We start from the raw sequence: 25,684 nt of genomic DNA on the forward strand, positions 1-25,684 counted from the left end.
CTTTCAATAATGTAAGGTTTTTGTCATTTGAATCGATGGAAGCTATTTCCGCATTTTACTAATATAAGAACATAGCTAGTAGAAGGGCGGAGAAGGAATATGAACATTAGAGAACTCGCATACCGAAATGTAACGCGAAATAGACGAACATACTCAGCATATTTTTTAAGTAGTGCATTTGCTATTATGGCTTTTTTTGTTTATTCATTTTTTGCGTTTCATCCGGCGTTAAGTGCTGGAGAATTGGGACAATACGTGTTCGTAAGTATGTCGTTTGCGCAGTCCATTATTTACTTATTTACATTTTTCTTTATTTTATATTCGATGGGAATGTTTTTAAAAACGAGAAAGCGTGAATTAGGAATTTTAATGATGTTAGGTATGACGAAATATCAATTAAAGCGTCTGATCTTTTTTGAAAATATTATGATTGGGATAGGGGCAATTATTTTTGGAATTCTAGCAGGAATGTTATTTTCTGGAGTATTAATGTTTGTAGCTCCCATGATATTAAAGTTAGATATTTCCTTACCTTATTACATTCCAATGAAAGCCATTGTTGTAACGAGTATTATGTTTTTCGTATTATTTATGATTATTTCATTGTTTAGTGCAGGAATGATCCGGAAGAATAAAATTATGAAATTGTTTAGAGGATCAGCAGAAGCGAAGCCGGAACCGAGAGCATCCATTTTTTCTTCTATATTAGCAGTCATATTGCTTAGTGCGGGATATGCAGGAGCGCTTATGTCACACGGTGCAATGGTATTTATCATGATGATTCCTGTTACAACGGTAGTCATTATTGGTACGTATTTGCTGTATAAGCAGTTGAGTGTCTTTATTATTAGACTATGTAAAAAAAGTAAACGTTTCTATTGGACACAGACAAATATTATTACGTTGTCAGATTTAGCTTACCGTATGAGAGATAACGCAAGAATGTTCTTTATTGTAACCATAATTTCAACTGTAGCATTTTCAGCAATAGGTACATTAGTTGGCTTTACATCAATGACAAAGGCGATTATGGAGAGACCAATTGCGTTTCACTATCATTCTAAGCAAGGAAATAGTAATGAATCACAGCATTTGAAAATGATTGACGAAGGATTAAAGAAACATAGTATAGCAGCTTCAAAAACTAATATTTCAACGAAGAAAACGGAAGAGCAGTCGTTAAAAAGCGCCACCTTTATAAAGGAATCAGACTATAAGGAATATGCGAAGTTAACAGGAGAACCCTTTCATGCGGTATCCCCAAAAGAAGTTTTATTTTTGTCAGTCGATATACCAGGACCACCGATGAAGGAAAGAAAAGAAATTACTTTACCACATTTGAGTGAACCTTTATATGTGAAAAAAGTTAATACTTCTTCATTAAGTAAAATATTAAGAGGTAACGTTTATGTAATCTCTAAAAATCAATATGATGCATTACAAGATGGATTTAAAGAGGAAAAAGATTATGTGTACAAAACAGAAGGAACGAAAGATGAAGTTGAGGTTGGTAAAGAACTAACGCATCAGATGAAGCCTTATGAAGAACATACAACGTTTAGTGCAGAAGAGTACGAACAAAACCAAAGTTTACAAATTGCAGGACCAATTCTATTTGTAGGTTTCTTTATTGGTATTGTATTTTTCGTATGTGCAGGAAGCTTCCTTTATTTCCGTTTGTTTTCTGACTTGGAGGATGATACTCGTTTGTTTGAAATGATTCGAAAAGTAGGCTTAACAAGTGGAGAATTATCGAAAGTAGTTACAATTCGATTGGGACTTTTATTCTTCGTTCCAATAGGTGTTGCAACATTACATGGGGCAGTAGCGTTAACTGCACTCGGACAGATGTTTGAGTACTCACTATTTAAAGAAAATGCGATTGTATTAAGTATTTTCATAGGAATTCAAGTTGTATATTTTTTACTGATTCGATCTCGTTATTTAAAACAATTGAAAGAGAGATTACGTATTCGTTAAATGTGTTTTTTTAACTTGAGTACAAAATTTTCTAAAAAGAGGCAGGTATTACCAAAAAATGATAAAATGGAAAAAGCGAGGTGAAAAAATTAATAAAAAGTAAGGGAGGAAGTAATATGAAAGCAACAGGAGTTATTCGAAAAGTAGACGAATTAGGACGAATTGTAATTCCTAAAGAATTACGTGATGTATTGGGAATACAAATTAAATCACCGCTTGAAATTTTCGTAGAAGAAGACAAAGTCATTTTACAAAAATATCAACCTTACAATGCTTGTCAAATAACAGGTGATGTTTCAAATCAAAACATATCATTAGCAAATGGAAACATTACTGTTAGTATAGATGGAGCGAAATATTTAATAAAAGAAATAGAAAAGTTTTTAAACAAGAGTGAGGTTTAGTCTTAATTCAAATTATTTTTAAAATTCCATATCATTCTTTAAAAACTATAAAAGGACCATTCAATTGGTCCTTTTATTTATCTCGTAATTTTTCGTTTCTAAAAATTACGAGATAAATAAAGTGAAACTTTAATCAGCCCTTACCAATCGGGCTGCCCATTAAAGCGGGATAAAAGAGTAGTATAAAATTCGTAAGCCTTATTGAGAAACATTTTTAAGGAAGGAAAACGAAACACATAAAACGAATGTTACATGTAAGTGTTTTCAAAAGTGGTCTGAAATGAAAATAATATATTTTCAGGAGGGATTACGATGAATAGTAGTACAGCGAATAAACAAAAAGGTATACAATTGATTCCTTTTACAGTAGATAAGGTGGTTGAACAAGTAAATGAAATTCCGCCAGGTGTACAACTCATTCATGCTCCGCAAGTATGGGAGAAGAGTGCGAAAGGAAAAGATATTGTCGTTGCCGTATTAGATACAGGGTGTGATACGAATCATATAGATTTAAAGGATCGTATTATCGGCGGAAGAAATTTCACGAAAGATTACGAAGGAGATCCAAATATTTATCTTGATAATAACGGACACGGTACTCATGTAGCGGGGACAATTGCAGCGACTGAAAATGGAATCGGTGTTTTAGGAGTGGCACCACTTGCTAAAATGCTAGTGTTAAAGGTTTTAGCAGGGGATGGTTCTGGAAGTTATGAGCAAATTATTGAGGCGATTCATTATGCTGTAAATTGGAGAGGGCCTAATAAAGAAAGAGTTAGAGTCATTTCCATGTCACTTGGTGGCCCGCAAGACGTTCCGGAATTACATGAAGCAATTCAAAATGCGGTAAAGCAAGATGTTCTCGTCGTATGTGCTGCTGGGAATAATGGAGATTGTAATGATAACACGGAGGAACTAGATTTCCCAGGTGCATACTCAGAAGTAATTGAAGTCGGCGCTGTCAATTTAGATCGGAAAATCGCATGTTTTAGTAATTCAAATCAAGAAATTGATTTAGTGGCGCCAGGCGATGAAATATTATCTACGTATCCTGAAGGGAAATATGCGGTATTAAGTGGTACTTCTATGGCGACACCGCATGTCGCTGGAGCACTGGCATTGCTCATAAAGCAGTGTGAAAGGGAATATGGTAGAAAGTTATCAGAACCAGAAATATATGCACAACTTATTAAAAGAACTGTACCTTTAGGATATGAACGTACATCTGAAGGGAATGGTTTATTAGATTTATTGAAAGAATAACAATTACTAAAAAACATCTCATATTTTTATGAGATGTTTTTTAGTATGGCTCTGTCGCATGTAATACGACATCTAATAAACCGGGGAATCTAGCATTTAAGTCATCTTCACGAATTGAAATGAAACGTTGAGTTCCTTCAAGGCGTGTATACATAACACCGGATTCACGTAAAACTTTGAAATGGTGTGATAAAGTTGATTTCGCGATTGGAATGTTTAACGCGCCACAAGATTGTTCGTTTTTTTCTAGTAGCATAGTTACAATTTGTAAACGAATTTGATCGCTAAGTGCATATAGAACAGAAGAGAATTGAATTTCTTCTCGATTTGGATGATAGAGAGTACGCATTTTTTCACCTGCTTGTATAAGTTAATATATTTGCACTATAACATATAAAGTGGTATATTTCTATTGTTCGAATATATTCGAACAATAGAAATATAGGGGGAGAAAAAATGAAGTATACAAAATTGCAAAAGGCAGGACTACATATTTCAAAATTGGGGTTAGGAACAAACGCTGTAGGGGGACATAATTTATATGCTGATGTGAATGAGGAAGAAGGAAAACGATTAATAGAAGAAGCTATCGGGCAAGGGATTACATTTTTTGATTCGGCAGATTCATACGGTTTCGGTAGATCAGAGGAATTGGTGGGAGAAGTATTGAAAGGAAAACGCCATGAAGTTGTACTTGCTACCAAAGGTGGAATACAACCGTTATTAAATGGAGAGGTTTATATGAATAATGAACCGAGCTATTTAAGAAATGCTGTAGACAATAGCTTAAGAAGATTACAAACTGATTATATTGATTTATATTATTTACATTTTACAAACCCAGAAACAAGTTACATAGATTCAATTGGAGAACTTACTCGCCTAAAAGAAGAAGGGAAAATTCGTTCAATTGGAATATCTAACGTAAACGTAGAGCAATTAAAAGAAGCGAATCAGCACGGACACATAGATGTTGTACAATCACCGTATAATATGTTAGATCGTACTGCTAGGGAAGAACTTTTGCCATATTGTATAGAATCAGGTATTTCATTTATTCCTTACGGGCCTCTTGCTTTTGGGATACTAGGTGGTAAATATACAGAAGATTTCAAATTGAATAAAGGAGATTGGCGTCAAAGTGTAAATCTATTTGAAGAGAATACATATAAGAGTAACTTTAAGAAAGTTGAAAAATTAAAAGACTTAGCTAAAGAAAAGGATCTCGAATTATCGCATTTAGCTTTAGCGTGGTTATTAAACCAAAAAGGAATTGATACTGTTATTCCTGGTGGGAAACGAGCGGAGCAAATAAGAGAAAGTGTAAGAGCGGTGGAAGTTTCATTGAATGAAAAAGTCATGAAAGAGATTGAATCTATTTTAGAAGATTAATTGAAAGGGGGATAGTTTCCTCTTTTTATCCCGCTTTAATGGGCAGTAAGACCCCCATCTCAAAATTCAGCGAAAGTAAAGAAGGTAGGTGGGGGGATCAACTGCCCATAAAAGCCCGATTGGTGAGGGCTGATTAAAGTTTCACTTTATATAAAAGGAGAAGATTTAAATGAAAAGAGTACTAGCTGTATTCTTTACAATCATGTTTATGATCGGTACAGATACTTTCTTAATTTCACCACTTTTACCAACTTTACAACAGGTGTATCATATTTCAACTGAGTTGTCAGGGTGGATGGTAAGTTCATATGCTTTAGGATACGCTGTATTTGCACTTATCGCTGGTCCTATATCAGATGGATTAAATAGAAAAAAAGTGATGGTAATAGGAATGAGTTTTTTTGCGTTAAGTACGTTTTTATGTGGGATGGCACCGAGTTTTCTATGGATGTTAACATTTAGATTTTTAGCAGGTGTGAGTGCAGCTTTTGTATCTCCACAAGTGTGGGCATCTATTCCGCTTCTTATAGAGAAGGAACAAATTGTAAAGGCGTTTGGAATTGCAACAGCAGGGTTATCAATCTCTCAAATTTTAGGGTTGCCAGTTGGATCGTATTTGGCAATGATACACTATACAACACCATTCTTCGTCATCGGTATATTATCAGGATTACTTGTCATTCTTATTTATGTAGCATTACCAGAAATACAACCGGTTCATATAGGTGAAAGTAAAACAAACATCTTAGAGCGCTATAAACAATTACTTACAGATTCAAAAATTTCACTTTCTTATTTTGCATATTTTGTTTTTCAAACTGGTAATTTTGCTGCATTTTCATTTTTCGGTGTGTGGCTGTCTATTCAATTTGGCTTGCGAATTCATGAAATAGGAACAGCTATGCTCGTATTAGGATTAGGAAATTTAACTGGTAATATTTTTGGTCCTAGAATCGTAAATAAAATTGGTTATAACCTTTCTTTCTATGGTGGAATTATATTTACAGCAGTGCTATATGTATTACTTCCTCATGTAAATAACATTATATTTGTGGAGTTATTATTTTTTGTTTTATTTTTTATGACAGGAATTTTGTTTGTATTAATGATGAGGCATTTACAAAACATGTCTAGTATAGCAAGAGGAACAGGAGCCGCTCTAGCGAATGCTTCTATGTATATTGGTCAAATGATTGGAGCGGCAATGGCAGGAATGTTATTTGCAGCATCTCACAATTTTATATTTGTAGGTAGTTTTACTGCGTTATTATATATTATAGCTTTATTTCTGTTTAGAAAAAGTGAAAAGCTTACTGAAAATAGTGAAACAGGAATTGCGTCATAAAGTCTTTACAAATAAAAAAAGAGCCCAAAAATAAAAATCCCTATAGAGATAGGGATTAATATATCGGCATATAGTTCCTTGGAAAAGGATATACTGAGTATAACATATAGGACTACTTATAATTGTGAAATAGATGTGAAAGTAATGTGAAAAATAACATAATAAAAGCACTGTTTTAGCTAATGAACTAAAACAGTGCTTTTCTTTTTGATTGAACAGTTGCTGCATTTTCATCATGTATGCCTGCATCTTTAATAATTCGTTGTTTTGCTTTATTTAATAGATGGTTTACTGCTTCACCAAAATAGTTAGCTTCGCTTTTTGTGCGGGCTTCTCGTAAACATTTATAGTTTTCTAGCAGTTCCTCTTTTTCAGTGTTTGTTAAGAAATCTTCTATTTTCTTTTTTGTCATACGAAACACCCTTTCTTCTGACAAACGACGCAATAGAAAATATTTATTGTTTATTATAGCAATAATTTTTAAAGAAAGTACAGACTAACGTCGTAATAATTTGTCAATTTCTTGAATCTTCTCATCAGCTTTCCCAATTTGTTTATTTTTAGCCTGCTCACCACCGAGCGCTTGGTGTAGTAAGAAAGTCTGACCGGAAATAGCAGTCACAATGGATACTTTAATAATTTCTTTTATTAAGGTGACATCGAATAAAACGAGTCCAAGAAGTGCAGCTAGACTACCAGTGAAAATATCAGTCAAAAACCCAAAGTGAAAAAAAGTTTTCAAACGGCGTGGAAGCAATAACTTACCTTGGTTATTGATTAGATGGGAAACGAAACCGGTAATGCCACCAACGAGAACAGCAGTTAGCCATTGATACATTTCCATCGAATCCACTCCTTTTAGTGAATAAGATTCGATTATTTTATATTGATTCCTTTTAATATTTCATAGAAGCATATTGAGAAAGTTTGTTTGGTTTTTTTCTATATTCAATTTAATTGTATCGGAAAAATCTGATATATATGAGTCTATTATATGAAGCAGTTATTCCTTAATATGAATGTAAAAAGGGGTGCGTGATATGAATATAGATTACCGAATAAGAAGTGTGGATGGTTATACAAAAAATATAGGGGAATTAGTCAGCATGCTGGAGCATACAAGGGTTGTAACATTCCTGGAAATAAAAAATCTATCGGTTGAGCAATTAGATTTAATGATACCGAGTGGAGGGAATTCCATTGGAGCGTTACTAAAGCATATAGCAGCTATTGAAAAAGCACATCAGCTTATTTCATTTCAAGAGCGTGACTTTACAAAGGAAGAATTAGAAATATGGAAAGACGCACTCTATTTAGGAGAATCGGGGAAAACGATTCGTGGTCATGAAATAAAATATTATGTCCAACTTCTACAAAGTGTTCGAGAAGAATCACTGAAGTATTTGGGTGAACAAGGTGATGAATGGCTCATGTCAGAAAGAAAGTGGCTTAACGGTGTAGCGCATAACCAGTACTATTTGTGGTTTCACGTGCTAGAAGATGAGATGAGTCACCGTGGGCAAATTAGAATGATAAAAAATAAATTATTCGAAAATTAAGTTAAATAAGGTAGCTTTTTGTATGGATATTCCATATAATGAGAGTAATTAAAATGAGAACGGGGTGATGTATTATGGCGAACATAACTTATATGAATAATAAACCAAATACAAAGGTGGATGGAAAGGGCGAGACTGTATAAGTTAGCGCGCGATCCTTCCGCTTAGCTTACACTAGGGAGGATATCAATTTGAACCAAAATATTTTAGAATCGTTCGGCTGGGATTCTTTTTTTGAGGAACAAGCTGTAGAGAACTTTGAAGTAGGGCGTATTTTACTCGAGCATAAGCATATATATCGAATTATTTGTAATGATGGTGAATATATGGCAGAGCTGTCTGGTAAGTTTCGGCATGAAGCAGTAACGAAGGGTGATTATCCAGCGGTTGGTGATTGGGTATATATAAAGAAAATAGAGAATGAAAAGAAAGCAATTATTCATCGTATTTTTCCGAGAAGAAGCTCTTTTTCTAGACAAGAGGCCGGTACTCGAACGGAAGAGCAGGTAATAGCAGCAAATGTAGATTATCTATTTTTAGTGAATGCACTTAACCATGATTTTAACGTAAGAAGAATAGAGCGCTATTTACTATTAGCGTATGAAAGTGGTGCAATGCCTGTTATTGTTTTAACAAAGAGTAGCTTATGTGAGGACGTGGAACAGAAAATCGTTGAAACAGAAGCTGTGGCAATTGGTGTTCCGATCTTCGTTGTTGATAGTTTAGAACATACTGGTATTGAATCGTTGCAGCAATTTGTTTCTTCAGGAAAAACAATTGCTCTAGTCGGATCATCTGGGGTTGGAAAATCCACTTTGTTAAATGCACTTATAGGAATTGAAGTAGCAAAAACGGGTGATATTCGTGAGGAAGATAGTAAAGGGAGGCATACGACAACTCATCGTGAATTGTTCCGATTACCGAGTGGTAGTTTAGTTATTGATACTCCTGGTATGAGGGAGCTACAGCTTTGGGAAGGAAGCGATGCAATTCAAACAACATTTTCTGATATTGAAGAACTAGCAAAAACGTGCCGTTTTAGGGACTGTAAGCATGAAAATGAGCCAGGGTGCGCAGTGCATAGTGCAATTGATAACGGGATTATGACGATAAATCGTTTGCAAAGCTATAAAAAATTACAAAGAGAACTAGCGTATTTCATTAGAAAACAAGATGCTATTCTTGCAAGGGCAGAGCGTGATAAGTGGAAAAAGATTTCTAAACAGCATAAAAAAATGTGAAAAGTCAAAGGGTGGTTCCCTTTGGCTTTTTGCATTTGTAAATTTTATAATAATATTATTCATATATATGGACAAAGGGAAATTAATTGTTTAAACTTTACAAAGTATTCATCATAATAGGTTATGAAAATAATAATTAGGGAATGGGAAATATTTATAATTCGTTAGATTTAACTTTTAAAATTGAAAAGCAGGAGGTTTGTAATGGGTAGACTATTAAATTGGTTTCGTGATATGAAAGTAGCAAAAAAACTATTAATTTCATTTTTTGTTATTTTAATTGCGGCTGTCTCTATTATAGGAGGCATGTCTTATCAAACAGCTAAAAAGAATTTTGAATCACAAATTACGAGCAGTGCTCACGACAATATAAAAATATTAGATAATTTAATCAATCAAATGATTGAGGCGAAATTTAATGATGTAAATAATTTTGCACGGGTGATTCAAGGGAATATGTATCAAGGGGATAATCAAGAGGAATTAAGAAAAATATTATCACAATATATCAATTTGAATAAAGATGTTGAACAAGTATATGTTGCTGGAAACGATAAAAAATTTGTACAAGAACCAAATATACAAATGGCAGCAGACTACGATCCAACAGAACGTTCTTGGTATAAAGATGCAGTAGCAAAACAAGGTGGTATTGTAATTACTGAGCCGTATAAGGCAAAAGGAAATGGACATATTGTCGTAACGATTGCAAAACAAGCAGAAGATAAAAACGGTGTTGTAGCGGTAGATTTAAGTTTAGATAATTTATTAAAAACAACGAAGTTAATTAATATTGGTAAAAAGGGATATGCTTTCATCTTAGATGGGAAACAAAAAATAATTGCACACCCTCAAGAAAAATCAGGAGAAAAAGCAGCCGATTCTTGGGCAAAGAAAATTTATGAAGATAATCATGGGGCTTTTTCTTATACGTATGACGGTAGTGAAAAACAAATGGTATTTGCTACAAATGTAAAAACAGGTTGGAAGATTGGCGGGACTATGTACTCAAATGAAGTAATTGAAGCTGCGCAGCCTGTATTTTATAATATGTTAATTGTTATGTTCATTTCATTAGTTATAGGTGGGGCACTTATTTATTTTGTGACACTTTCTATAACAAAGCCCTTAAAAAGATTAGTTGTCACTTCTAAAGAAATAAGTGAGGGAGATTTAACGCAAACAATTGATATTCATTCTAATGATGAAATCGGTCAACTTGCAAAAGGATTTAATGAGATGACAGATGCATTGCGAACATTAATCGGAAGAATTAATACTTCGGCTGGACATGTTGCAGCAGCATCAGAAGAGCTAACAGCAAGTGTAAGACAGGCGAGTGAAGCGACTGAGCAAATTACGATGGCAATGGACGAAATATCAAGCGGGGCAACAACGCAAACGACAAGTGTAGAAAATGGGGCAATGTTACTATTTGATGTAACAGAAGGCATTCAGCATGTAGCAAATAGTTCATCATCAATTAGTACGGCTTCGGCTCATACTCGTGAAAAAGCAGAAAATGGTGGGAAACTAGTCGGAAAAACAGTAAATCAAATGCAGTCAATTGCAGAATCTGTTTCACAATCAGATGAGGTTATTCAGTTACTAAATAATAAATCAAAGCAAATTGGTGACATATTAGAAGTAATTCAAAATATTGCAGATCAAACAAATCTTCTAGCTTTGAATGCAGCAATTGAAGCTGCAAGAGCGGGAGAGCACGGAAGAGGATTTGCAATTGTTGCAGATGAAGTACGTAAATTGGCGGAGAAGTCTAGCGTATCTTCTAGTGAAATAAGTAAATTAATATGTGAAATACAAGATGACATGAGTAAGACAGTAAAGTCTATGGGTCATGTAAATGAAGAAGTTCAATCTGGACTTGTTATTGCAAATGAAACGAAGCAAAACTTTACTGAGATTTTACAATCTACAAATGAAATTGCCGATCAAATTAAAACGATGGTTGAAACGGCTAACGGGATGTCAAAAGGTGCAAATGAAGTGTCTATTTCGGTAGGACAAATTGCAATGACAGCGCAGAATAATGCGACGAGTACTCAAAACGTTGCAGCATCAGCAGAAGAACAATTAGCGTCCATTGAGGAAATTAGTTCTGCGGCGGGTACATTATCTCAAATGGCTGAAGAGTTACAAGGGTTAATTGAAAGATTTAAAGTTTAGCAGAGGACAGGCAACTCCCAAATAGTAATATGCTATTTGGGAGTTGCCTGTTTTTATTATATAAAAGTAAATGGGGATGGAGAGTATTTTTATAATATTTAAAGGTATATTTTATATAATATTTGTCGAAAAATAGAGGTATTTGTTAACTTTGTGTATAATAAGAATCATATAGAATACAAATAAAGGAGATAAATATGGGAGTGTACTGGGGTACCAAAAGACATTCTTGGCTTAGTTATGTCTCATTTTGGTTAAGTATTTCGTTTTTCATGGTTTTTCTCATTGAAGTGTTTATTTTAAAAACACTTTCAAATAGTTCGGTGCAAATTGTTAAATACTTTTATTTTATATTTGTACCAGTAAACATCTTTCTTAGTTTAAAGTTACTCTTTAAGAAGAATGAAAAGAAAGCATTACCTATTTTTAGTTTCATTGTATCCTTATTATTTACAATTTTAATACTAGTATTAGCATTAGCAGCTACGGGGAAATTCTTTTAAGGAGAGTGTTATAAGTCACTCTTCTTTTTTGTTGTTGCAAGGAAATAATAAGTGGAGGATGGACAAAGAAAGCATTTCCTTAAGTTTGATATGATTTGAAAGCTTTAGAAGGGTATTAAGAAATGAATTAAGATACAATCCACAAAGTAATACAGAGAATCAGGTGTTTTATATGCAGTTATGAAGCAAATGAATACGGTAAAAACGGCGATATATGGTACAATACATATGGATAGTGATAGAGATAAAGGGTATATAAAATACTCATTGTTTTTTAGTAAGAGAGGGGTTATCTTATGCTATACGAGGATTTGATGACATTGTTTCAAGCAGCTCCGAAAGAAGAAGGTAGAGGCGGCTGGAAATATATAATCCAGGAACGAAATGATAAATATGAAATTGTTAATGAAATGTTGAAAAATCAAATGAGTGTTGAATTGTATTTTAATGAATATGATGAGGTGAAAATCACTTTATATAAAGATGGAATGCCTATTTCGACGATGCAAAGAATTGCGATTTCAAAAGTTGAATTAGACGAAGAAGAAGAAGGGATTCAATTCGTTTTAGAACGTATGCCTAGTCGGATGATTCGGTTGCAATTAAAGCCGTATTTAGCACTCGAAATGGGGCCGTACTGGGAAGTATGTGATGATTGTGAATGAACATATAAAAGAAGCATCCAATAACATGGATGCTTCTTTTATGTTTTTTGAAGTTGTTTAAAAGCAATAATTGGAAGTAAAATGATGCTGACCCACCCGATTATAGGATATAGAATGTGGAGTAATTCACTGTAACCAACGTAACTAAAGCAATAACTTATTAGTAAAATGAAGAAAATAATATTGTTATTTTTCCAGCCAGTGATGGATTGCATTTGTTTTGTCATTCCGAACATATTGCCAACTAAAGTTGTGAATACTTCACCGAAAATGATAAGAACAAAGAAAAAGTGAAAAGTGGCATTGAATTTTCTTATGACTTCAGCCATTGGAATGTTATATTGATAAAATTGGTCGACTGATAAGATAGCTAAATGGCTACATAATAATATTAAAGAAAGTCCTGCCCCACCTAAAATACCGCCCCATAAAATGGCCTTTCGATCTTTTACTTCACTGGCTAACGGGACGAGGACGCTTTGGGCGAGAGAAAGATTTAAGGCGACATATGTAATAGGACTAGTTATCCACTTCATATTCCAGCTTTCTGCAGGAATAGTATTGCTAATAGGAGTTGTACCGTGAAAAAACGTTGTAATAGCAAGTCCGATAATGAAAATCATCATAATAGGTACGACAAGTGTATTAACTTCAAAAACCCCTTGTAACCCGCGACTACCTATAATGAGACAGGCGATTACTGTAATGAAAATACCGAGTTGTCTTGGTAAACGAAGTTGCTCTTCAAATACCGCTCCAGCGCCTGATAACATAACGCTCGTTACACCAAATAATACGAGTAATAATAGTGTATTTACAACATTTCCAAATACATCCCCAAATAAGTATTTGTTAAATTCTTGCGCTGAAAATGCACCGATTTGTGAGGAGAGTAACATCATCTTTGTGCCAAGCCAAATAAAAAAAAATCCACTTACACATATACCAATAGTTCCATAAAATCCGTTCACTGTAAAAAATTCAACAATTTCTCGTCCAGTAGCAAATCCAGCTCCAACGACTGTTCCAATATAAGTAGCAGCCACTTTCTTTGCTACTTGCCATTGTTGATTGTCCATGTTATCCCTCTTTCTACTACGATGAGCTTGATTTACTATTATGCATATGTATGAGCTTGGACAATTAGACGTATGAACTGTTAGAAAACATACATGAATGAAAAGATATTAGGGAAGTATTAAAGGTGTTAAAACTTTGTTACATATGAGCCAATCGTTCGAAAGGATAGGAAAAGTATGGTAATATGTAACTAGGTTCTTAAAAGACAAACATTATGAAATGATAAGAGGAGTGGATTGTATGAGTACGAAAACAAATGTTGTTGAAGTATTAAACAAGCAGGTAGCAAACTGGAATGTGTTATATGTGAAACTACATAATTATCATTGGTATGTGACAGGACCACACTTCTTTACATTACATGAGAAATTTGAAGAGTTTTACAATGAAGCTGGAACGTATATTGATGAATTAGCAGAACGTATTTTAGCATTGGAAGGTAAGCCGTTAGCGACAATGAAAGAATATTTGGCAACATCTAGTGTGAATGAAGGGACAAGCAAGGAATCTGCAGAAGAAATGGTGCAAACATTAGTGAATGATTACTCTGCATTGATTCAAGAATTAAAAGAAGGCATGGAAGTTGCTGGTGAAGCTGGCGATGAAACATCAGCGGACATGTTGTTAGCAATTCATACAACATTAGAACAACATGTATGGATGCTAAGTGCGTTCTTAAAATAAAGTGAAACTTTAATCAGTGGGGGGCTTACTGCCCATTAAAGTGGGATAAATATAAGAATATAAAGAAAAAAGTCATTGAAAAATTCTTTCAATGACTTTTTTGTGATTTTTCAGTTTTCTTTTATGCTATAATATAGTAAAAAGGAGGCGATGCGATGTTTCGCTTTTTCAAAACTGGAAAAGAAGAGCGTGAAATTACGAAAGATGAATTGGAACAAGCGATGGCCAAGTTTTTAGAAAAGAATGCTAATATCGTTTATACAGTATTAGTAAATGATGATTATACAGTGAATTATGATTTGTTAAAGCCGTATTTACCTGCATTTCCAACAAACCATTTTCTTATTACGAAGGAAACGCTTGAGGTATTTGAACATACAGAAGAAAACTTAAACTTAGTGAAAGAAATTGATATCGTACAAAAGGCAGTAGATCAGTATGTAACAGAAAAAGAAATGTTTCCAATTGTAGAAGGTAGTGAAGATCGCCTCATATGCGGAATGAAACTAGGACCTTACTTAGATCGTATATTAAAAAGAGACTTATATATTTCAGAAAAACATTATTTAGTTTCAAGTAAACCAGATAGAAAAAAACAAAAGAGTGGGTAGATGTATTGAGAACAACAATAAATATATTGTTGTCTTTTTTTGTTTATAAAAATATTGATTTTTCAGTTTATTCAACTTTATACTAAACTTATTGGACGAAGAGGAGTAATGATTAAGTACCATTAGCGTGAGTTATATATAGTGATTACAAAATAGTAAAAAGGTTTGAGAAATACATATTATAAAAGAATATGGGGGAATGGGTGTATGAAAAATAGCATGACTTACATTCAATTATTAAATGAAACGTTACATTGCTATGCAAGTAAAGGAAGTTTGGAAGCATACACTTATATAATGGAGCATGCGAAAGGTATAGTAGGGAATGAGGCTCAAATATATAATTTTAAATATGCATTAGCGAGTGCAGCAGGACTTGAAGAAGAAGCGATGCATGTAATGAAGGAAGCTATTATAGAAAAGGGTTTTTGGTATGGAAATGAGTATTTAATTTCGGACGACGATTTAAAACCACTACATAAATTTGAAGAGTTTCATCAAATGGTTCAATTATGTAAAGAAAGAGAAGAGTTAGCAAAGAAAACAGAACGAGCAGATGTGAAATATATAGACAGTAAGAAAAAAGAAAAACTATTTATTGCAATGCATGGTGATCAAGAAAATATAGCAATAGTAGAACCATATTGGAAATCTGTTTTGGATCAAGATTATACGTTAGCTTTACCACAGTCTTCGCAAATTCAGTTTTCAGATGGGTTTGTTTGGGATGATATACAGAGAGGGAAAGAAGAATTAAAAGAGCATTACGTTAAGTTTATAGAAAATCATAGGGGAGAAAGTGTAATAATTGGTGGTTTTTCTGCTGGTGCCAGAGTAGCTTTGTATACAATTTTACATAAAGATATAGATGTAGATGGTTTTATTTTTATGGCGCCGTGGCTTCCAGAGATTGATGAATGGAATGAGTTGTTGGAAGTGCTACAAGATAAAAATATAAAGGGATATGTAGTGTGCGGGGATCAAGATGAAGATTGTTTCGAATGTACGCAGCAATTTGTACAAGTATTAAAAGATAAGAATATAGAACATGAGTTTAAAGTTGTACCTAATTTAAAACATGATTATCCTGAGGATTTTGATGAACTATTAAAAGAAGCTATTAAATATATAGAAGACAAAAGTAATAAGTAGTAAGAAAGGGAGATGCATCATAATGGATGTATCTCCCTTTTATCCTTATAAATGAAAAGCATTCGCTAGTAAGCGATAAGAATTTAATTTATCTTCAAATCGATGAGTAATTGTGACAATCATAAATTCATCAGTATTGTACGCTTTGCTTAAGTTTACGATTTGTTCTTTCACAGAAGAGGGATCACCGACGATCATACGTTGACGATTTTCTTTTATACGGAATAAATCATAGGCGCTGTATGAATAATTTTGTGCAGTTTCAATAGAAGGTGTACCAGTTGTACGCTTTCCTTGTTCTAGTAATAAGATTGATAAATCTAAACTAGAAGCAATTTTTTCCGCCTCTTCAGTTGTTTCACCGCAAATAACAAAAATAGCGACGATTGATTTTGGTTTATCTCCTAAATAGGAAGGTTGGAATTGTTTTTGATAGGCCTCCATTACCTCGGGTCCACCGTATCCGTTTATGAACTGTGCGAATGCAAAAGAAGCACCTTGTTGTGCGGCAATCTTTGCACTCTCTCCGCTAGAGCCAAGCAACCACATGTCAGGAGATGTGGGAATTACAGGAGTAGCCTTTAAATTTGCATAATGATGGTTTTCTGGTACTTGATCATGTAAGTACATTGCAACATCTGCAATTTGCTCTGGATATTGATCAAGTGAGACCATTTTTCCTTCTTGAAGCGCGCGAGTTGCAATTGGCATACCGCCAGGTGCTCTGCCGACACCAAGGTCAATACGATTTGGATAAAGCGCTTCTAAAACACGGAAATTCTCAGCAACTTTATACGGACTATAGTGTGGCAACATGACACCACCCGAACCGACTCTCATCCGCTCCGTTTTCGCTGCAATATGAGAAATAAGTATTTCTGGACTTGAGCCAGCAAGGCTTACAGAATTGTGATGTTCTGATACCCAAAAGCGTGTATATCCGAGTTTTTCAACTTCTTGCGCAAGCGTAACTGTATGTGAAAAAGCTTGGGCTGCCGTACTACCATCTGAAATAGGGGATTGGTCTAATACACTTAATTTGATCATAGAATATACCTCTCAATCTTAATGTACATCCTATTATATATTTACTTACGAAAAATGCGTAATGAAATGCTCAAAATAAAAAGTGGATAAATTACATATCCACTTTTAACGTGAAAATCCTCGTTCATAATGATTCATTTCGACTACATTTAGAATATATTCGTAGTTATCAATCTCAAGTTTTAGTTGTTCACGTTCTTTTTTAGATAGATGCATATTACTAAGTTTGTTGCATAGCTGTTGTTTCTTTTCTTCTAAATACTTCTTTGTAGCATTGTAGTCGTAAGTTGGTTTCATATTCAACCACTCCTTATTTGCTGTTGCTATATTATACGAAGCGTAAAGAGATGTGAGAGCTATCTCTTATGTATTTTTAGTGAATATTTAACTTGCTCTGTTGTTATGTTTATAGAAATTTATGAATAAAATGCACTAAACGACTAATGCCCATTTGATGAAGTAAGGGGTGGAATTGTGCAGAAAGATATAATGTATAACACGGAGATGGATGAAACGTTAAAAATTATAGATAAAGGATTAAAGGAGACGACGAGCCCGAAACAAATTATTGTAGTAGGGGCTGGCATGGCTGGATTAGTTTCGGCATCTTTATTAAAAGCTGCGGGACATGAAGTGAAGATTTTTGAGGCAAACAACCGGGTAGGTGGCCGCATAGAGACAGTTAGAATGGAAGATACCGGTTTATATTTGGATGTAGGGGCAATGAGAATTCCGTATTCGCATACATTAACGATGGCATATATAAGAAAATTTGGGCTACAGGTAAGCCCTTTTATTAATAGGAATGAGACTGATATTATTTACGTAAACGGCCGAAAAACGACATTAAAACAATATGAAAAAGATCCAAGTATATTAAAGTATCCTGTAGAAATGAATGAAGTGGGGAAAACGTCTGAGGAGCTATTATTGTTAGCGGTACAGCCTATTATAAATTTTATTAAAAAGAACCCAGAGAAAAATTGGGATGTTGTAGTAAAGGATTTTGGGAGATACTCTACAGGACAATTTTTAAAATATCACCCTTATCAATATAATACTTACTTTTCACCAGTAACAATTGAGATGATTGGCGTTTTGTTGGATTTAGAAGGGTTTTTAGAAAGGTCATTCGTTGAGACATTACGTTTTTTATACATTATGCAAGAGGAGAGCGGATTTTGTGAAATAATAGGCGGGAATGATAGATTGCCAAAATCTTTTTTACCACAATTAGAGGAAGATATTATATATAATCAAAAATTAATGAAGCTACATCAGCATGATAATGGTGTGACAGCTTTCTATCGAAACGAAGAAACGTTTGAATATAGTAGTATTACAGGGGACTTAGTTATTGTGACCATTCCATTTTCAACAATGCGGTTTGTAGAAGTAGATCCATTTGATTCTATATCGCATGAGAAATGGAAAGCAATTCGTGAATTGCATTATATGCCTGCGACAAAAATAGGAATTCAATTTAAAAGTCGATTTTGGGAAGAACAAGGACAATTAGGTGGCAGAATTATAACGGATTTGCCAATTCGTTACGCCTATTATCCAAGCTATGGAATTGGAGGAAAGGGACCAGCAATGATGCTAGGAAGCTATACGTGGTCATATGATGCGTTGTTATGGGATGGATTATCAAAGGGAGATCGTATTTATTACACATTACAAAACTTAGCAACGATATTAGGTGGTCAAGTATATGATGAATTCTTATCTGGTATATCAAAAAGTTGGACGTTGGATCCATATGCACTTGGAGGGTTTGCTCTATTTCAGGCAGGTCAAGAATCAGAGTTGCAACCAGCGATTGTCAAACCAGAGGGAAGAATATTCTTTGCTGGAGACCATACAACGTTATATCACGGATGGATACAAGGGGCAATTGAATCTGGCGTTCGTGTTGCGGTAGATGTAAATGAATTAAATGTATAAAATTCAGAAATTTCTTTACTGTATAGTTTGAGATGGATATTATTATATATAAAAGAATTATAGGGAGTGTTGAAAGTGAATCCGTTATTATTCGATTTTCCTTCTGAATTTTATACTGAAAGGCTATTGATTCGAATGCCGAAACCGGGTGATGGTAAAGCTGTATACGATGCCATTCAAGCTTCTATGAAAGAATTAAAACCATGGATGGTTTTTGCACAAAAAGAGCAAACAGAGGAAGAAGTAGAAGTGAGCATTAGAAAGTCACATATTCAATTTTTACAGCGTGAGGATTTAAGGTTACTAGTATTTTCGAAAGAAACAGGCGAGTTTATCGCATCTAGCGGATTGCATCGCATTAATTGGGATATACCACAATTTGAAATCGGGTATTGGATTGATTCGAGGTTTAGTGGAAAGGGTTATATGGTCGAGGCTGCAAAGGGAATAAAAGATTATGCTTTTTCTGAACTGAAAGCAAACCGCGTAGAAATTCGTTGTGATGCTTTAAATAAGAAGAGTAGAGCGATCCCTGAAAAATTGGGCTTTAAATTAGAAGGTACGTTAGAAAGTGCTAGTGTTGCAGTAGATGGAAATGGATTAAGGGATATGTGTGTATTTGCGATGACTAGAAATACATATGAAAAAGAAGAGCTGTAGAGAAACGGCTCTTCTTTTTGTGCATTATGGTACAGGATGTCCGTTAGAGCTTTCGAAAATTGTAAACCATTGTTGACGGTCTAAGTTAACTTTTGTAGCAAGAGCGGCTGTTTTAACACGATCTAATTTACCTGAGCCGATGATTGGCAACATTTTAGCTGGATGTGCAAGTAACCAAGCATACATAACCGTATCGATACTAGAAACACCTAGCTCAGTAGCGACTTTTTGCACAGTTTCACGTACACGTACAGCACGTTCTGATTGACCAGTAAAGATTTCTCCGCCAGCAAGAGGTGACCAAATCATTGGATTGATTCGTTTTTCCTGACATAAATCAATTGTTCCTTTTTCAAAATGCTCAAGTTGCAGAGCTGATACTTCAATTTGGTTCGTAATAAGCGGGAAATCTAAGTATGAACTTAACATATTGAATTGGGAAGGTAAAAAGTTAGATACACCAAAATGACGAACTTTTCCTTCTTGTCTTAAGCGAGAGAACGCTTCTGCCACCTCATTTGGATCCATGAAAGGATCAGGACGATGGATAAGTAATACGTCAATATAATCTGTATGTAAATTTTTAAGTGAAGCTTCTGCGCTTTGAATAATATGTTCTGCACTAGTGTTGTAGTGAGCAACATAACGCTCTGGAAATTTCGGTGATAGGGGAGCGATTCCAGATTTTGTGATGATTTGCATGTTTTCGCGTAAGGAAGGCTTTAGTTGTAATGCCTCTCCGAACAGTCCTTCACACGTATAACCGCCATAAATATCAGCGTGATCAAAAGTAGTAATTCCCATATCCATACAATCTTCAATGAAAGAAAGTAACTCTTGTTTCGTCATATTCCATTCTGCTAAACGCCAAAACCCTTGAATAATACGAGAAAATTCTAGCGTTTCGGCCATTTGAACTCGTTCCATTATAAGTACCCCCTTGATGAATGATTATTATTTTGAAAAGGCTTTCTTACTACATATTATTATATAGTTTGAGGGGCGTACAAACAATAAATATGTTTTGCTATAAAAACGATTTTTTCTATGTGCTATAATGTAGAAACATATAGCTATAAGGAGATGTAAGGCATGATTCCAGTAACAATATTAACTGGTTTTCTTGGATCAGGGAAAACGACATTATTAAATCGTATTTTATCAGAGAATCACGGTCAGAAATTAGCGGTGATCGTAAATGAAATCGGGCAAATTGGTATTGATAATCAGTTGATTATGAATGTTGAAGAAGAAATTATGGAAATGACAAACGGCTGTTTGTGCTGTACTGTACGTGAGGATTTACTCGTTGCGTTAAAACAATTACTGGACGTAAAAGCAGAAGGGAAAATGGACTTTGATGGATTAGTAATTGAAACGACTGGTCTTGCAAATCCAGGTCCTATTATTCAAACATTCTTTTTAGATCCTGTTATTCAATCTGCATACCAAATTAACGGTGTTGTAACAGTAGTAGACAGTTATCATATACATAAACATTTTGAAAAAGGGCTAGAAGCAAAAGAACAAATTGCATTTGCTGATGTTGTATTAGTGAATAAGTTAGATTTAATTGAAGAGAGTGAAAAAGAAAATCTCTTACATGAACTTCAAGGAATAAACCCGACTGCAAAGTTAATTCAGTCGACTAATTGTGATGTGGATATTCCATCGTTACTACAAATTCAAACGTTTAAAACGAAAGATACGTTACAAATTTATCCTCATACAGAGCATAATCATTTAGAAGGTGTAAAATCGTTTGTACTACGCGAAGAGCGTCCGTTAGATTTACAAAAACTAAATGAGTGGATGTCAGCTGTCGTTCAAGAACTAGGAGAATATTTATATCGCTACAAAGGAATTTTATCGATTGATGGAGTGGATAAACGTATCGTTTTCCAAGGCGTACATACGTTATTTGCTGCTTCGTATGATAGAGAGTGGCAAGAGGGCGAAGATCGAGTAAGTGAAGTTGTTTTCATCGGAAAAGATATTAATAAAGAATGGTTCCAAGCACATTTTGAGGAGTGTGTGAAATAAGTCTGCGCATATTGCAGGCTTATTTTTGGATTAACTAAGCACTTTGTAGAAAAATGCTAGATTGCAAAAAATGAAGGATAATAAAAAAGCCTGTTTTCACAGGCTTGTATGTTCATCTAAAAGTAACTCCATTACAACACCTACAACAGGGCCTTCATCATCAATATCGCCATTTAAACGGAATCCAAATGATTCATATAATCCCATTGCAAGTTTGTTATCTGGATGTAAACTTAAATAAATTGTTTTACATTCAAATTTATTTTGTAAGAATTGAATGAGCAAGCGAAGGAAACGTTTTGCGTATCCTTTTCCTTGATATTGTTGGTCAATCATAAAGCGATCTAACCATACGCTTTTACGTTTTTCACAATACCATCCATACATTGCATATCCTACAAGTGTTTCTCCATCATATAAACCTACTGACGTTCCGTTTCCCTCATATAATGATTCTGCTAAAGAAAACGCATTGCTTTCAATAAATTGCTGCTGGTCTTTTGCGACGTTTAAAGCAGCTACCGAACGCCAATTTTTTTCTGTTACTTCACAAATGTGAAGAGTCATAATTCCAACTCACCTTCTAAATTGATATAGCTTGAAAGCTAATATGGATAATTTTACTTGTTATTTTGGTCAAGTCAAGCAGAAACACATAAAAAAGAAGCTGAATGTCGTATTCAGCTTCTTATCAAAAGTTGGTTAGTTAGTAGCTTCTTTCAATGTGTTTACGTTTTCTTCCATTAAAGTGAAGTAATCTTTATTATTTTTCGCATCGTCTTCAGAAATAGTAGCTAAGTGATTTAAGCGTAAAATCTTTGTACCTGTTTCTTTTTGAATAACGGATGCTACTTTTGGAGTAGAAAATGTTTCAAATAAAATATATTTTAGATTATGTTCTTTTACTGTTTTTGTAATGTCAGCAAGTTGTTTTTGAGATGGTTCATCAGAAGCTGAAATACCGGCGATAGCAATTTGTTTCAGGCCATAGCGTTGTTCCCAGTATCCATAAGCCGCATGAGAAACTAAAATATCTTTCGTTTTTGCATTCGCAACTGCTGATTTAAATTGATCATCTAAATCAGTAAATTTTGTTTGAAGTGCTGCAAAGTTTTTTTCGAACTCTTGTTTATGGTCAGGTTGTAATGCTACAAGTGCATTTTTAATTTTTTCTGCTTGTTTCATTGCTAGAGTAGGGTCTAACCAAATGTGTGGGTCTTTATCGTGATGATGTTCATCCTCTTTATGGCCGTCTCCGTGATCATGATGCTCTTCTTCAGTAGAAGTACGCAGTTCAATACCTTTTGATGCATTTACAATTTTAACGTTTTCTTTTTGTAATGTTTTTTCCATTTTTTCAGCAAATGGTTCTAATTCAGCGCCGTTATAAACGAATAAATCGGCTTTTGCAACTTGTACTGTTTGTTTCTGACTTGGTTCAAATGTATGAGAATCTGCACCAGGTGGGTAAATTGCTTCAACAGTTACATAGTCACCACCAATTTTTTTTGCAAAATCTGCAAGAGGAAAAATAGTTGTATAAACAGTTAGCTTTCCGTCTTTCTTGGCATTACCTTCTTTTGTATTTGAGCAGCCAGTAAAAATTAAAGTGAAAATAAGTAAGAATGAAAGTATAGTCAATCTTTTAGGCATGAAGTTCTCCTCTTTTCTTTTTTTACGGATATATTTTCCCCAATTATAGAAGAAAAATATCATTTTAATACAAAACGGAATAATTACGTTTTAGTTTGCGAACTTAGTATAATACATCTTTTATAAAGTTGCAATAAATAATAATCATTCCGATTTGATTTTGTTATAAAGTTGTCAAATATAGATGTGTTATTTTTGCGAATACATGCATATGTGACAACGTAGTGTTCATATATATGAAAGGAGGGTGTAGAGGGGGGATGAGTATTTGGGTTACTTAATGGAAGCTATTTTATTGATATTAGCGGTAGTACTACCATTAGCCGTAGTCTTGATTTTTTTAAGAAGATTAATAAGTAATTTAGGAGATGCATCAACCGTAACAAAATTACGAGAGAAAGATGAGAAAAAAGAGTGAGTAAAGCACTATGCGTACGCATAGTGCTTTACTTGTGGTAAAATGAGAGAAGGAAGCTCCTAAAAGTTGTATGTTACTAAAGGAGAGAAAAGTAAAATAAGAGGTATATGCATATATGAATAAACGAACAGCGTTAGTACTTGGTGCAAGTGGTTTAGTTGGGCAAGAGATAACGCGTCTATTACTTGAATCAGATTACTACGATTCGGTTACTATTTTTGTAAGAGAACCAATGCAATGGCAACATGAAAAGTTACAGCAAAAGCAAGTAGATTATTTGGCATTAGAGGAATATAAAGAGTTCTTTGCTGTAGATGACGTATTTAGTTGTCTAGGAACAACAATCAAAAAAGCAAAAACGAAAGCTAATTTCAAAAAGGTAGATTATGAATATACGTTACGAGCGGCTTGTTTAGCTGAAAAACAAGGGGTGCAAAATTTCCTTGTTGTGTCCTCAATGGGAGCGAATCCTAAATCGTTTTTCTTTTATTCACAAGTGAAAGGAAGAATGGAAGAGGAATTGCAAAAGTTAGTAATCGGTGGTATTCACATTTTTAGGCCATCTTTATTAGTAGGAAATCGACAAGAATTTCGCTTTGGTGAACGAATGGCGGAAAAATTATCTCGTATGATTCCTTTTATATTTAAAGGAGCCTTCAAAAAGTATAAACCAATTTCAGCTAAAGATGTGGCAAAAGGGATGTATATAACTGCATTGCGAGAAGAATCAGGTATCCACATTTATAATTCGAATGAAATTACAACGATAGAATAAATAAAACCGAGAAGAAAAGCTTCTCGGTTTTATTTATTTGTACTGATTTTCCCAGGCGCTCGCTCGTATTGATAGGGTTCTTCTAACTCAAAGCCAAGTTCATTGGCGGCTATTCGTGGGAAGTAAGGATTGCGAAGTAACTCACGTCCGATAAAAATTAAATCTGCTTCGTTATTATTTAAAATTTGCTCTGCTTGTGCCCCAGTCGTAATCAATCCCACTGCACCAGTTGCAATGTTAGCATGTTCTTTAATATGTTTAGCATATTGTACTTGATACCCAGGATAAACATCGATGCGTGCAGGTACAACAGCCCCAGAGCTACAATCGATTAAATCTACTCCTTGTTCTTTCATCCATTTCGTATACTGAACATAATCTTGAACTGTTAACCCGTCAGGATGATAATCATTTGCTGAAATACGGACAAATAACGGTCCGTTCCAAACTTCATTTATGGAGTCAATGATTTCGCGTAAGAAACGATAGCGGTTTTCAGGTGAACCACCATATTCATCAGTCCGCTTATTGGTAAGTGGAGAAAGAAATTCATTAATAAGATAACCGTGAGCACCGTGTATTTCAATAACGTCAAATCCAGCTTGTTTGGATCGTACTGCAGCTTGCTGAAAAGCTAATACAGTATCTTTAATTTGGTGTTTGCTCATCTCTATTGGCATTTTCATTGTTTCATTAAATGGAATGGCTGAAGGAGCTAACGCATCTGTTTCTAATTCTGCTTTTCTTCCAGCGTGAGCGAGTTGGATGGCAGCTTTTGCACCATTATCGTGTATAAAAGTTGTCGTTTTATGTAAGCCTTCAATTAAACTGTCATCCCAAATGCCTAAGTCTTTATTTGAAATTCGACCTTCAGGTAACACGGCTGTTGCTTCAATCATAACTAAACCAACTTGACCGGCAGCTCTTGTTCCATAATGAATGAGATGGAAATTCGTTACTTGGCCATCCCCGTTTTCCGATGAATACATGCACATAGGTGACATAACAATCCGGTTTTTTAATGTAACATCCTTAATTGTATAAGGTGAAAAAAGTTTGTAATTCATCCAATAGC

Annotated in this window: 28 protein-coding genes; 18 read left to right on the forward strand and 10 right to left on the reverse strand. The window is 34.4% G+C overall.

Annotated elements, in window-relative coordinates; all coding sequences use genetic code 11:
* Positions 1 to 99: 99 nt before the first annotated feature.
* The 3 genes from ACTFRN_RS12440 to ACTFRN_RS12450 all read left to right on the forward strand — a co-directional run bounded on the left by ACTFRN_RS12440 (position 100) and on the right by ACTFRN_RS12450 (position 3,647).
* Positions 100 to 1,980 carry an FtsX-like permease family protein gene (locus tag ACTFRN_RS12440; protein ID WP_074567833.1) on the forward strand — a complete coding sequence of 627 codons (1,881 nt, stop codon included), beginning with the start codon at positions 100 to 102 and terminating at the stop codon, positions 1,978 to 1,980.
* A gap of 116 nt (positions 1,981 to 2,096) precedes the next feature.
* The gene (locus tag ACTFRN_RS12445; RefSeq protein ID WP_000648331.1) at positions 2,097 to 2,384 is read left to right on the forward strand and encodes an AbrB/MazE/SpoVT family DNA-binding domain-containing protein; all 288 of its coding nucleotides are present in this window, start codon (positions 2,097 to 2,099) and stop codon (positions 2,382 to 2,384) included.
* 312 nt (positions 2,385 to 2,696) lie between these two features.
* A complete protein-coding gene (locus tag ACTFRN_RS12450; protein ID WP_001089044.1) occupies positions 2,697 to 3,647 on the forward strand; it encodes a serine protease in 951 nt (316 codons plus the stop codon).
* A gap of 40 nt (positions 3,648 to 3,687) precedes the next feature.
* Here the strand turns inward: ACTFRN_RS12450 and ACTFRN_RS12455 are convergent, their stop codons facing one another.
* The gene (locus tag ACTFRN_RS12455; RefSeq protein WP_001259918.1) at positions 3,688 to 3,996 is read right to left on the reverse strand and encodes an ArsR/SmtB family transcription factor; all 309 of its coding nucleotides are present in this window, start codon (positions 3,994 to 3,996) and stop codon (positions 3,688 to 3,690) included.
* Positions 3,997 to 4,103: 107 nt separating this feature from the next.
* Between ACTFRN_RS12455 and ACTFRN_RS12460 the strand changes: the two genes are divergently transcribed.
* Together ACTFRN_RS12460 and ACTFRN_RS12465 are read left to right on the forward strand one after the other, a co-directional pair.
* Positions 4,104 to 5,039 (forward strand): aldo/keto reductase, encoded by a 936-nt coding sequence (locus ACTFRN_RS12460; protein WP_074567834.1) that lies wholly within the window; start codon positions 4,104 to 4,106, stop codon positions 5,037 to 5,039.
* Positions 5,040 to 5,208: 169 nt separating this feature from the next.
* Entirely contained in the window at positions 5,209 to 6,384 is a 1,176-nt protein-coding gene (locus ACTFRN_RS12465) for an MFS transporter (protein ID WP_000832304.1), read from the forward strand.
* A 187-nt stretch (positions 6,385 to 6,571) separates the two neighbouring features.
* Here the strand turns inward: ACTFRN_RS12465 and ACTFRN_RS12470 are convergent, their stop codons facing one another.
* Positions 6,572 to 6,796 carry a hypothetical protein gene (locus tag ACTFRN_RS12470; RefSeq protein WP_000162606.1) on the reverse strand — a complete coding sequence of 75 codons (225 nt, stop codon included), beginning with the start codon at positions 6,794 to 6,796 and terminating at the stop codon, positions 6,572 to 6,574.
* An 84-nt stretch (positions 6,797 to 6,880) separates the two neighbouring features.
* Entirely contained in the window at positions 6,881 to 7,228 is a 348-nt protein-coding gene (locus ACTFRN_RS12475) for a DUF4257 domain-containing protein (protein WP_000426318.1), read from the reverse strand.
* Between the two features lie 196 nt (positions 7,229 to 7,424).
* Between ACTFRN_RS12475 and ACTFRN_RS12480 the strand changes: the two genes are divergently transcribed.
* From ACTFRN_RS12480 to ACTFRN_RS12500, 5 genes are all read left to right on the forward strand, one after another.
* A complete protein-coding gene (locus tag ACTFRN_RS12480) occupies positions 7,425 to 7,943 on the forward strand; it encodes a DinB family protein (protein WP_074567835.1) in 519 nt (172 codons plus the stop codon).
* A gap of 191 nt (positions 7,944 to 8,134) precedes the next feature.
* Positions 8,135 to 9,184 carry a ribosome small subunit-dependent GTPase A gene (gene rsgA, locus ACTFRN_RS12485; RefSeq protein ID WP_001073055.1) on the forward strand — a complete coding sequence of 350 codons (1,050 nt, stop codon included), beginning with the start codon at positions 8,135 to 8,137 and terminating at the stop codon, positions 9,182 to 9,184.
* A 204-nt stretch (positions 9,185 to 9,388) separates the two neighbouring features.
* On the forward strand, positions 9,389 to 11,371 hold the full coding sequence (locus ACTFRN_RS12490; RefSeq protein WP_000533117.1) for a HAMP domain-containing methyl-accepting chemotaxis protein: 1,983 nt from the start codon (positions 9,389 to 9,391) through the stop codon (positions 11,369 to 11,371).
* A 197-nt stretch (positions 11,372 to 11,568) separates the two neighbouring features.
* Positions 11,569 to 11,874: a hypothetical protein gene (locus tag ACTFRN_RS12495; RefSeq protein ID WP_000539578.1), complete on the forward strand. Its 306-nt coding sequence runs from the start codon at positions 11,569 to 11,571 to the stop codon at positions 11,872 to 11,874.
* Between the two features lie 296 nt (positions 11,875 to 12,170).
* Positions 12,171 to 12,539, forward strand: a complete 369-nt coding sequence (locus tag ACTFRN_RS12500) for a DUF3979 family protein (protein ID WP_000965086.1) — start codon at positions 12,171 to 12,173, stop codon at positions 12,537 to 12,539.
* Between the two features lie 38 nt (positions 12,540 to 12,577).
* Here ACTFRN_RS12500 and ACTFRN_RS12505 read toward each other — a convergent pair whose 3' ends face one another.
* Complete coding sequence (locus tag ACTFRN_RS12505) at positions 12,578 to 13,618, reverse strand: YkvI family membrane protein (protein ID WP_074567836.1); 1,041 nt, start codon at positions 13,616 to 13,618, stop codon at positions 12,578 to 12,580.
* A gap of 241 nt (positions 13,619 to 13,859) precedes the next feature.
* Between ACTFRN_RS12505 and ACTFRN_RS12510 the strand changes: the two genes are divergently transcribed.
* The 3 genes from ACTFRN_RS12510 to ACTFRN_RS12520 all read left to right on the forward strand — a co-directional run bounded on the left by ACTFRN_RS12510 (position 13,860) and on the right by ACTFRN_RS12520 (position 16,066).
* Positions 13,860 to 14,303: a Dps family protein gene (locus ACTFRN_RS12510; protein ID WP_000105198.1), complete on the forward strand. Its 444-nt coding sequence runs from the start codon at positions 13,860 to 13,862 to the stop codon at positions 14,301 to 14,303.
* A 155-nt stretch (positions 14,304 to 14,458) separates the two neighbouring features.
* Positions 14,459 to 14,914 (forward strand): DUF3939 domain-containing protein, encoded by a 456-nt coding sequence (locus ACTFRN_RS12515; protein ID WP_000488187.1) that lies wholly within the window; start codon positions 14,459 to 14,461, stop codon positions 14,912 to 14,914.
* 207 nt (positions 14,915 to 15,121) lie between these two features.
* Positions 15,122 to 16,066, forward strand: coding sequence for an alpha/beta hydrolase (locus ACTFRN_RS12520; RefSeq protein ID WP_000798305.1), 945 nt, complete (start codon positions 15,122 to 15,124; stop codon positions 16,064 to 16,066).
* Between the two features lie 45 nt (positions 16,067 to 16,111).
* Here the strand turns inward: ACTFRN_RS12520 and ACTFRN_RS12525 are convergent, their stop codons facing one another.
* Together ACTFRN_RS12525 and ACTFRN_RS12530 are read right to left on the reverse strand one after the other, a co-directional pair.
* Positions 16,112 to 17,113, reverse strand: a complete 1,002-nt coding sequence (locus tag ACTFRN_RS12525; RefSeq protein WP_000594053.1) for an LLM class flavin-dependent oxidoreductase — start codon at positions 17,111 to 17,113, stop codon at positions 16,112 to 16,114.
* A 105-nt stretch (positions 17,114 to 17,218) separates the two neighbouring features.
* Positions 17,219 to 17,410 carry a DUF3896 domain-containing protein gene (locus tag ACTFRN_RS12530; protein ID WP_000805517.1) on the reverse strand — a complete coding sequence of 64 codons (192 nt, stop codon included), beginning with the start codon at positions 17,408 to 17,410 and terminating at the stop codon, positions 17,219 to 17,221.
* A 177-nt stretch (positions 17,411 to 17,587) separates the two neighbouring features.
* Here ACTFRN_RS12530 and ACTFRN_RS12535 point away from each other — a divergent pair, with 177 nt between their 5' ends.
* Positions 17,588 to 19,060, forward strand: coding sequence for a flavin monoamine oxidase family protein (locus ACTFRN_RS12535; protein ID WP_001168131.1), 1,473 nt, complete (start codon positions 17,588 to 17,590; stop codon positions 19,058 to 19,060).
* Positions 19,061 to 19,135: 75 nt separating this feature from the next.
* A complete protein-coding gene (locus ACTFRN_RS12540) occupies positions 19,136 to 19,720 on the forward strand; it encodes a GNAT family N-acetyltransferase (RefSeq protein WP_001068760.1) in 585 nt (194 codons plus the stop codon).
* Between the two features lie 24 nt (positions 19,721 to 19,744).
* Here ACTFRN_RS12540 and ACTFRN_RS12545 read toward each other — a convergent pair whose 3' ends face one another.
* The gene (locus tag ACTFRN_RS12545; protein WP_074567837.1) at positions 19,745 to 20,647 is read right to left on the reverse strand and encodes an aldo/keto reductase; all 903 of its coding nucleotides are present in this window, start codon (positions 20,645 to 20,647) and stop codon (positions 19,745 to 19,747) included.
* Positions 20,648 to 20,812: 165 nt separating this feature from the next.
* Here ACTFRN_RS12545 and ACTFRN_RS12550 point away from each other — a divergent pair, with 165 nt between their 5' ends.
* Positions 20,813 to 21,763 (forward strand): CobW family GTP-binding protein, encoded by a 951-nt coding sequence (locus ACTFRN_RS12550; RefSeq protein ID WP_000613439.1) that lies wholly within the window; start codon positions 20,813 to 20,815, stop codon positions 21,761 to 21,763.
* A gap of 96 nt (positions 21,764 to 21,859) precedes the next feature.
* On the opposite strand, the gene ACTFRN_RS12555 is transcribed toward ACTFRN_RS12550, so the two are convergent.
* Positions 21,860 to 22,330, reverse strand: coding sequence for a GNAT family N-acetyltransferase (locus tag ACTFRN_RS12555; protein WP_000172424.1), 471 nt, complete (start codon positions 22,328 to 22,330; stop codon positions 21,860 to 21,862).
* 135 nt (positions 22,331 to 22,465) lie between these two features.
* On the reverse strand, positions 22,466 to 23,416 hold the full coding sequence (locus ACTFRN_RS12560) for a metal ABC transporter substrate-binding protein (RefSeq protein ID WP_001126184.1): 951 nt from the start codon (positions 23,414 to 23,416) through the stop codon (positions 22,466 to 22,468).
* A gap of 268 nt (positions 23,417 to 23,684) precedes the next feature.
* Here ACTFRN_RS12560 and ACTFRN_RS12565 point away from each other — a divergent pair, with 268 nt between their 5' ends.
* Both ACTFRN_RS12565 and ACTFRN_RS12570 read left to right on the forward strand, forming a co-directional pair.
* A complete protein-coding gene (locus ACTFRN_RS12565) occupies positions 23,685 to 23,834 on the forward strand; it encodes a hypothetical protein (protein WP_000540927.1) in 150 nt (49 codons plus the stop codon).
* Between the two features lie 115 nt (positions 23,835 to 23,949).
* The gene (locus ACTFRN_RS12570) at positions 23,950 to 24,609 is read left to right on the forward strand and encodes an oxidoreductase (RefSeq protein WP_001042754.1); all 660 of its coding nucleotides are present in this window, start codon (positions 23,950 to 23,952) and stop codon (positions 24,607 to 24,609) included.
* A gap of 29 nt (positions 24,610 to 24,638) precedes the next feature.
* Here the strand turns inward: ACTFRN_RS12570 and namA are convergent, their stop codons facing one another.
* Complete coding sequence (gene namA / locus ACTFRN_RS12575) at positions 24,639 to 25,676, reverse strand: NADPH dehydrogenase NamA (RefSeq protein ID WP_001107020.1); 1,038 nt, start codon at positions 25,674 to 25,676, stop codon at positions 24,639 to 24,641.
* Between the last annotated feature and the right edge of the window lie 8 nt (positions 25,677 to 25,684).

This window comes from Bacillus cereus group sp. MYBK245-2 (assembly GCF_051916145.1).
Taxonomy (GTDB): Bacteria; Bacillota; Bacilli; order Bacillales; family Bacillaceae_G; genus Bacillus_A; species Bacillus_A pacificus.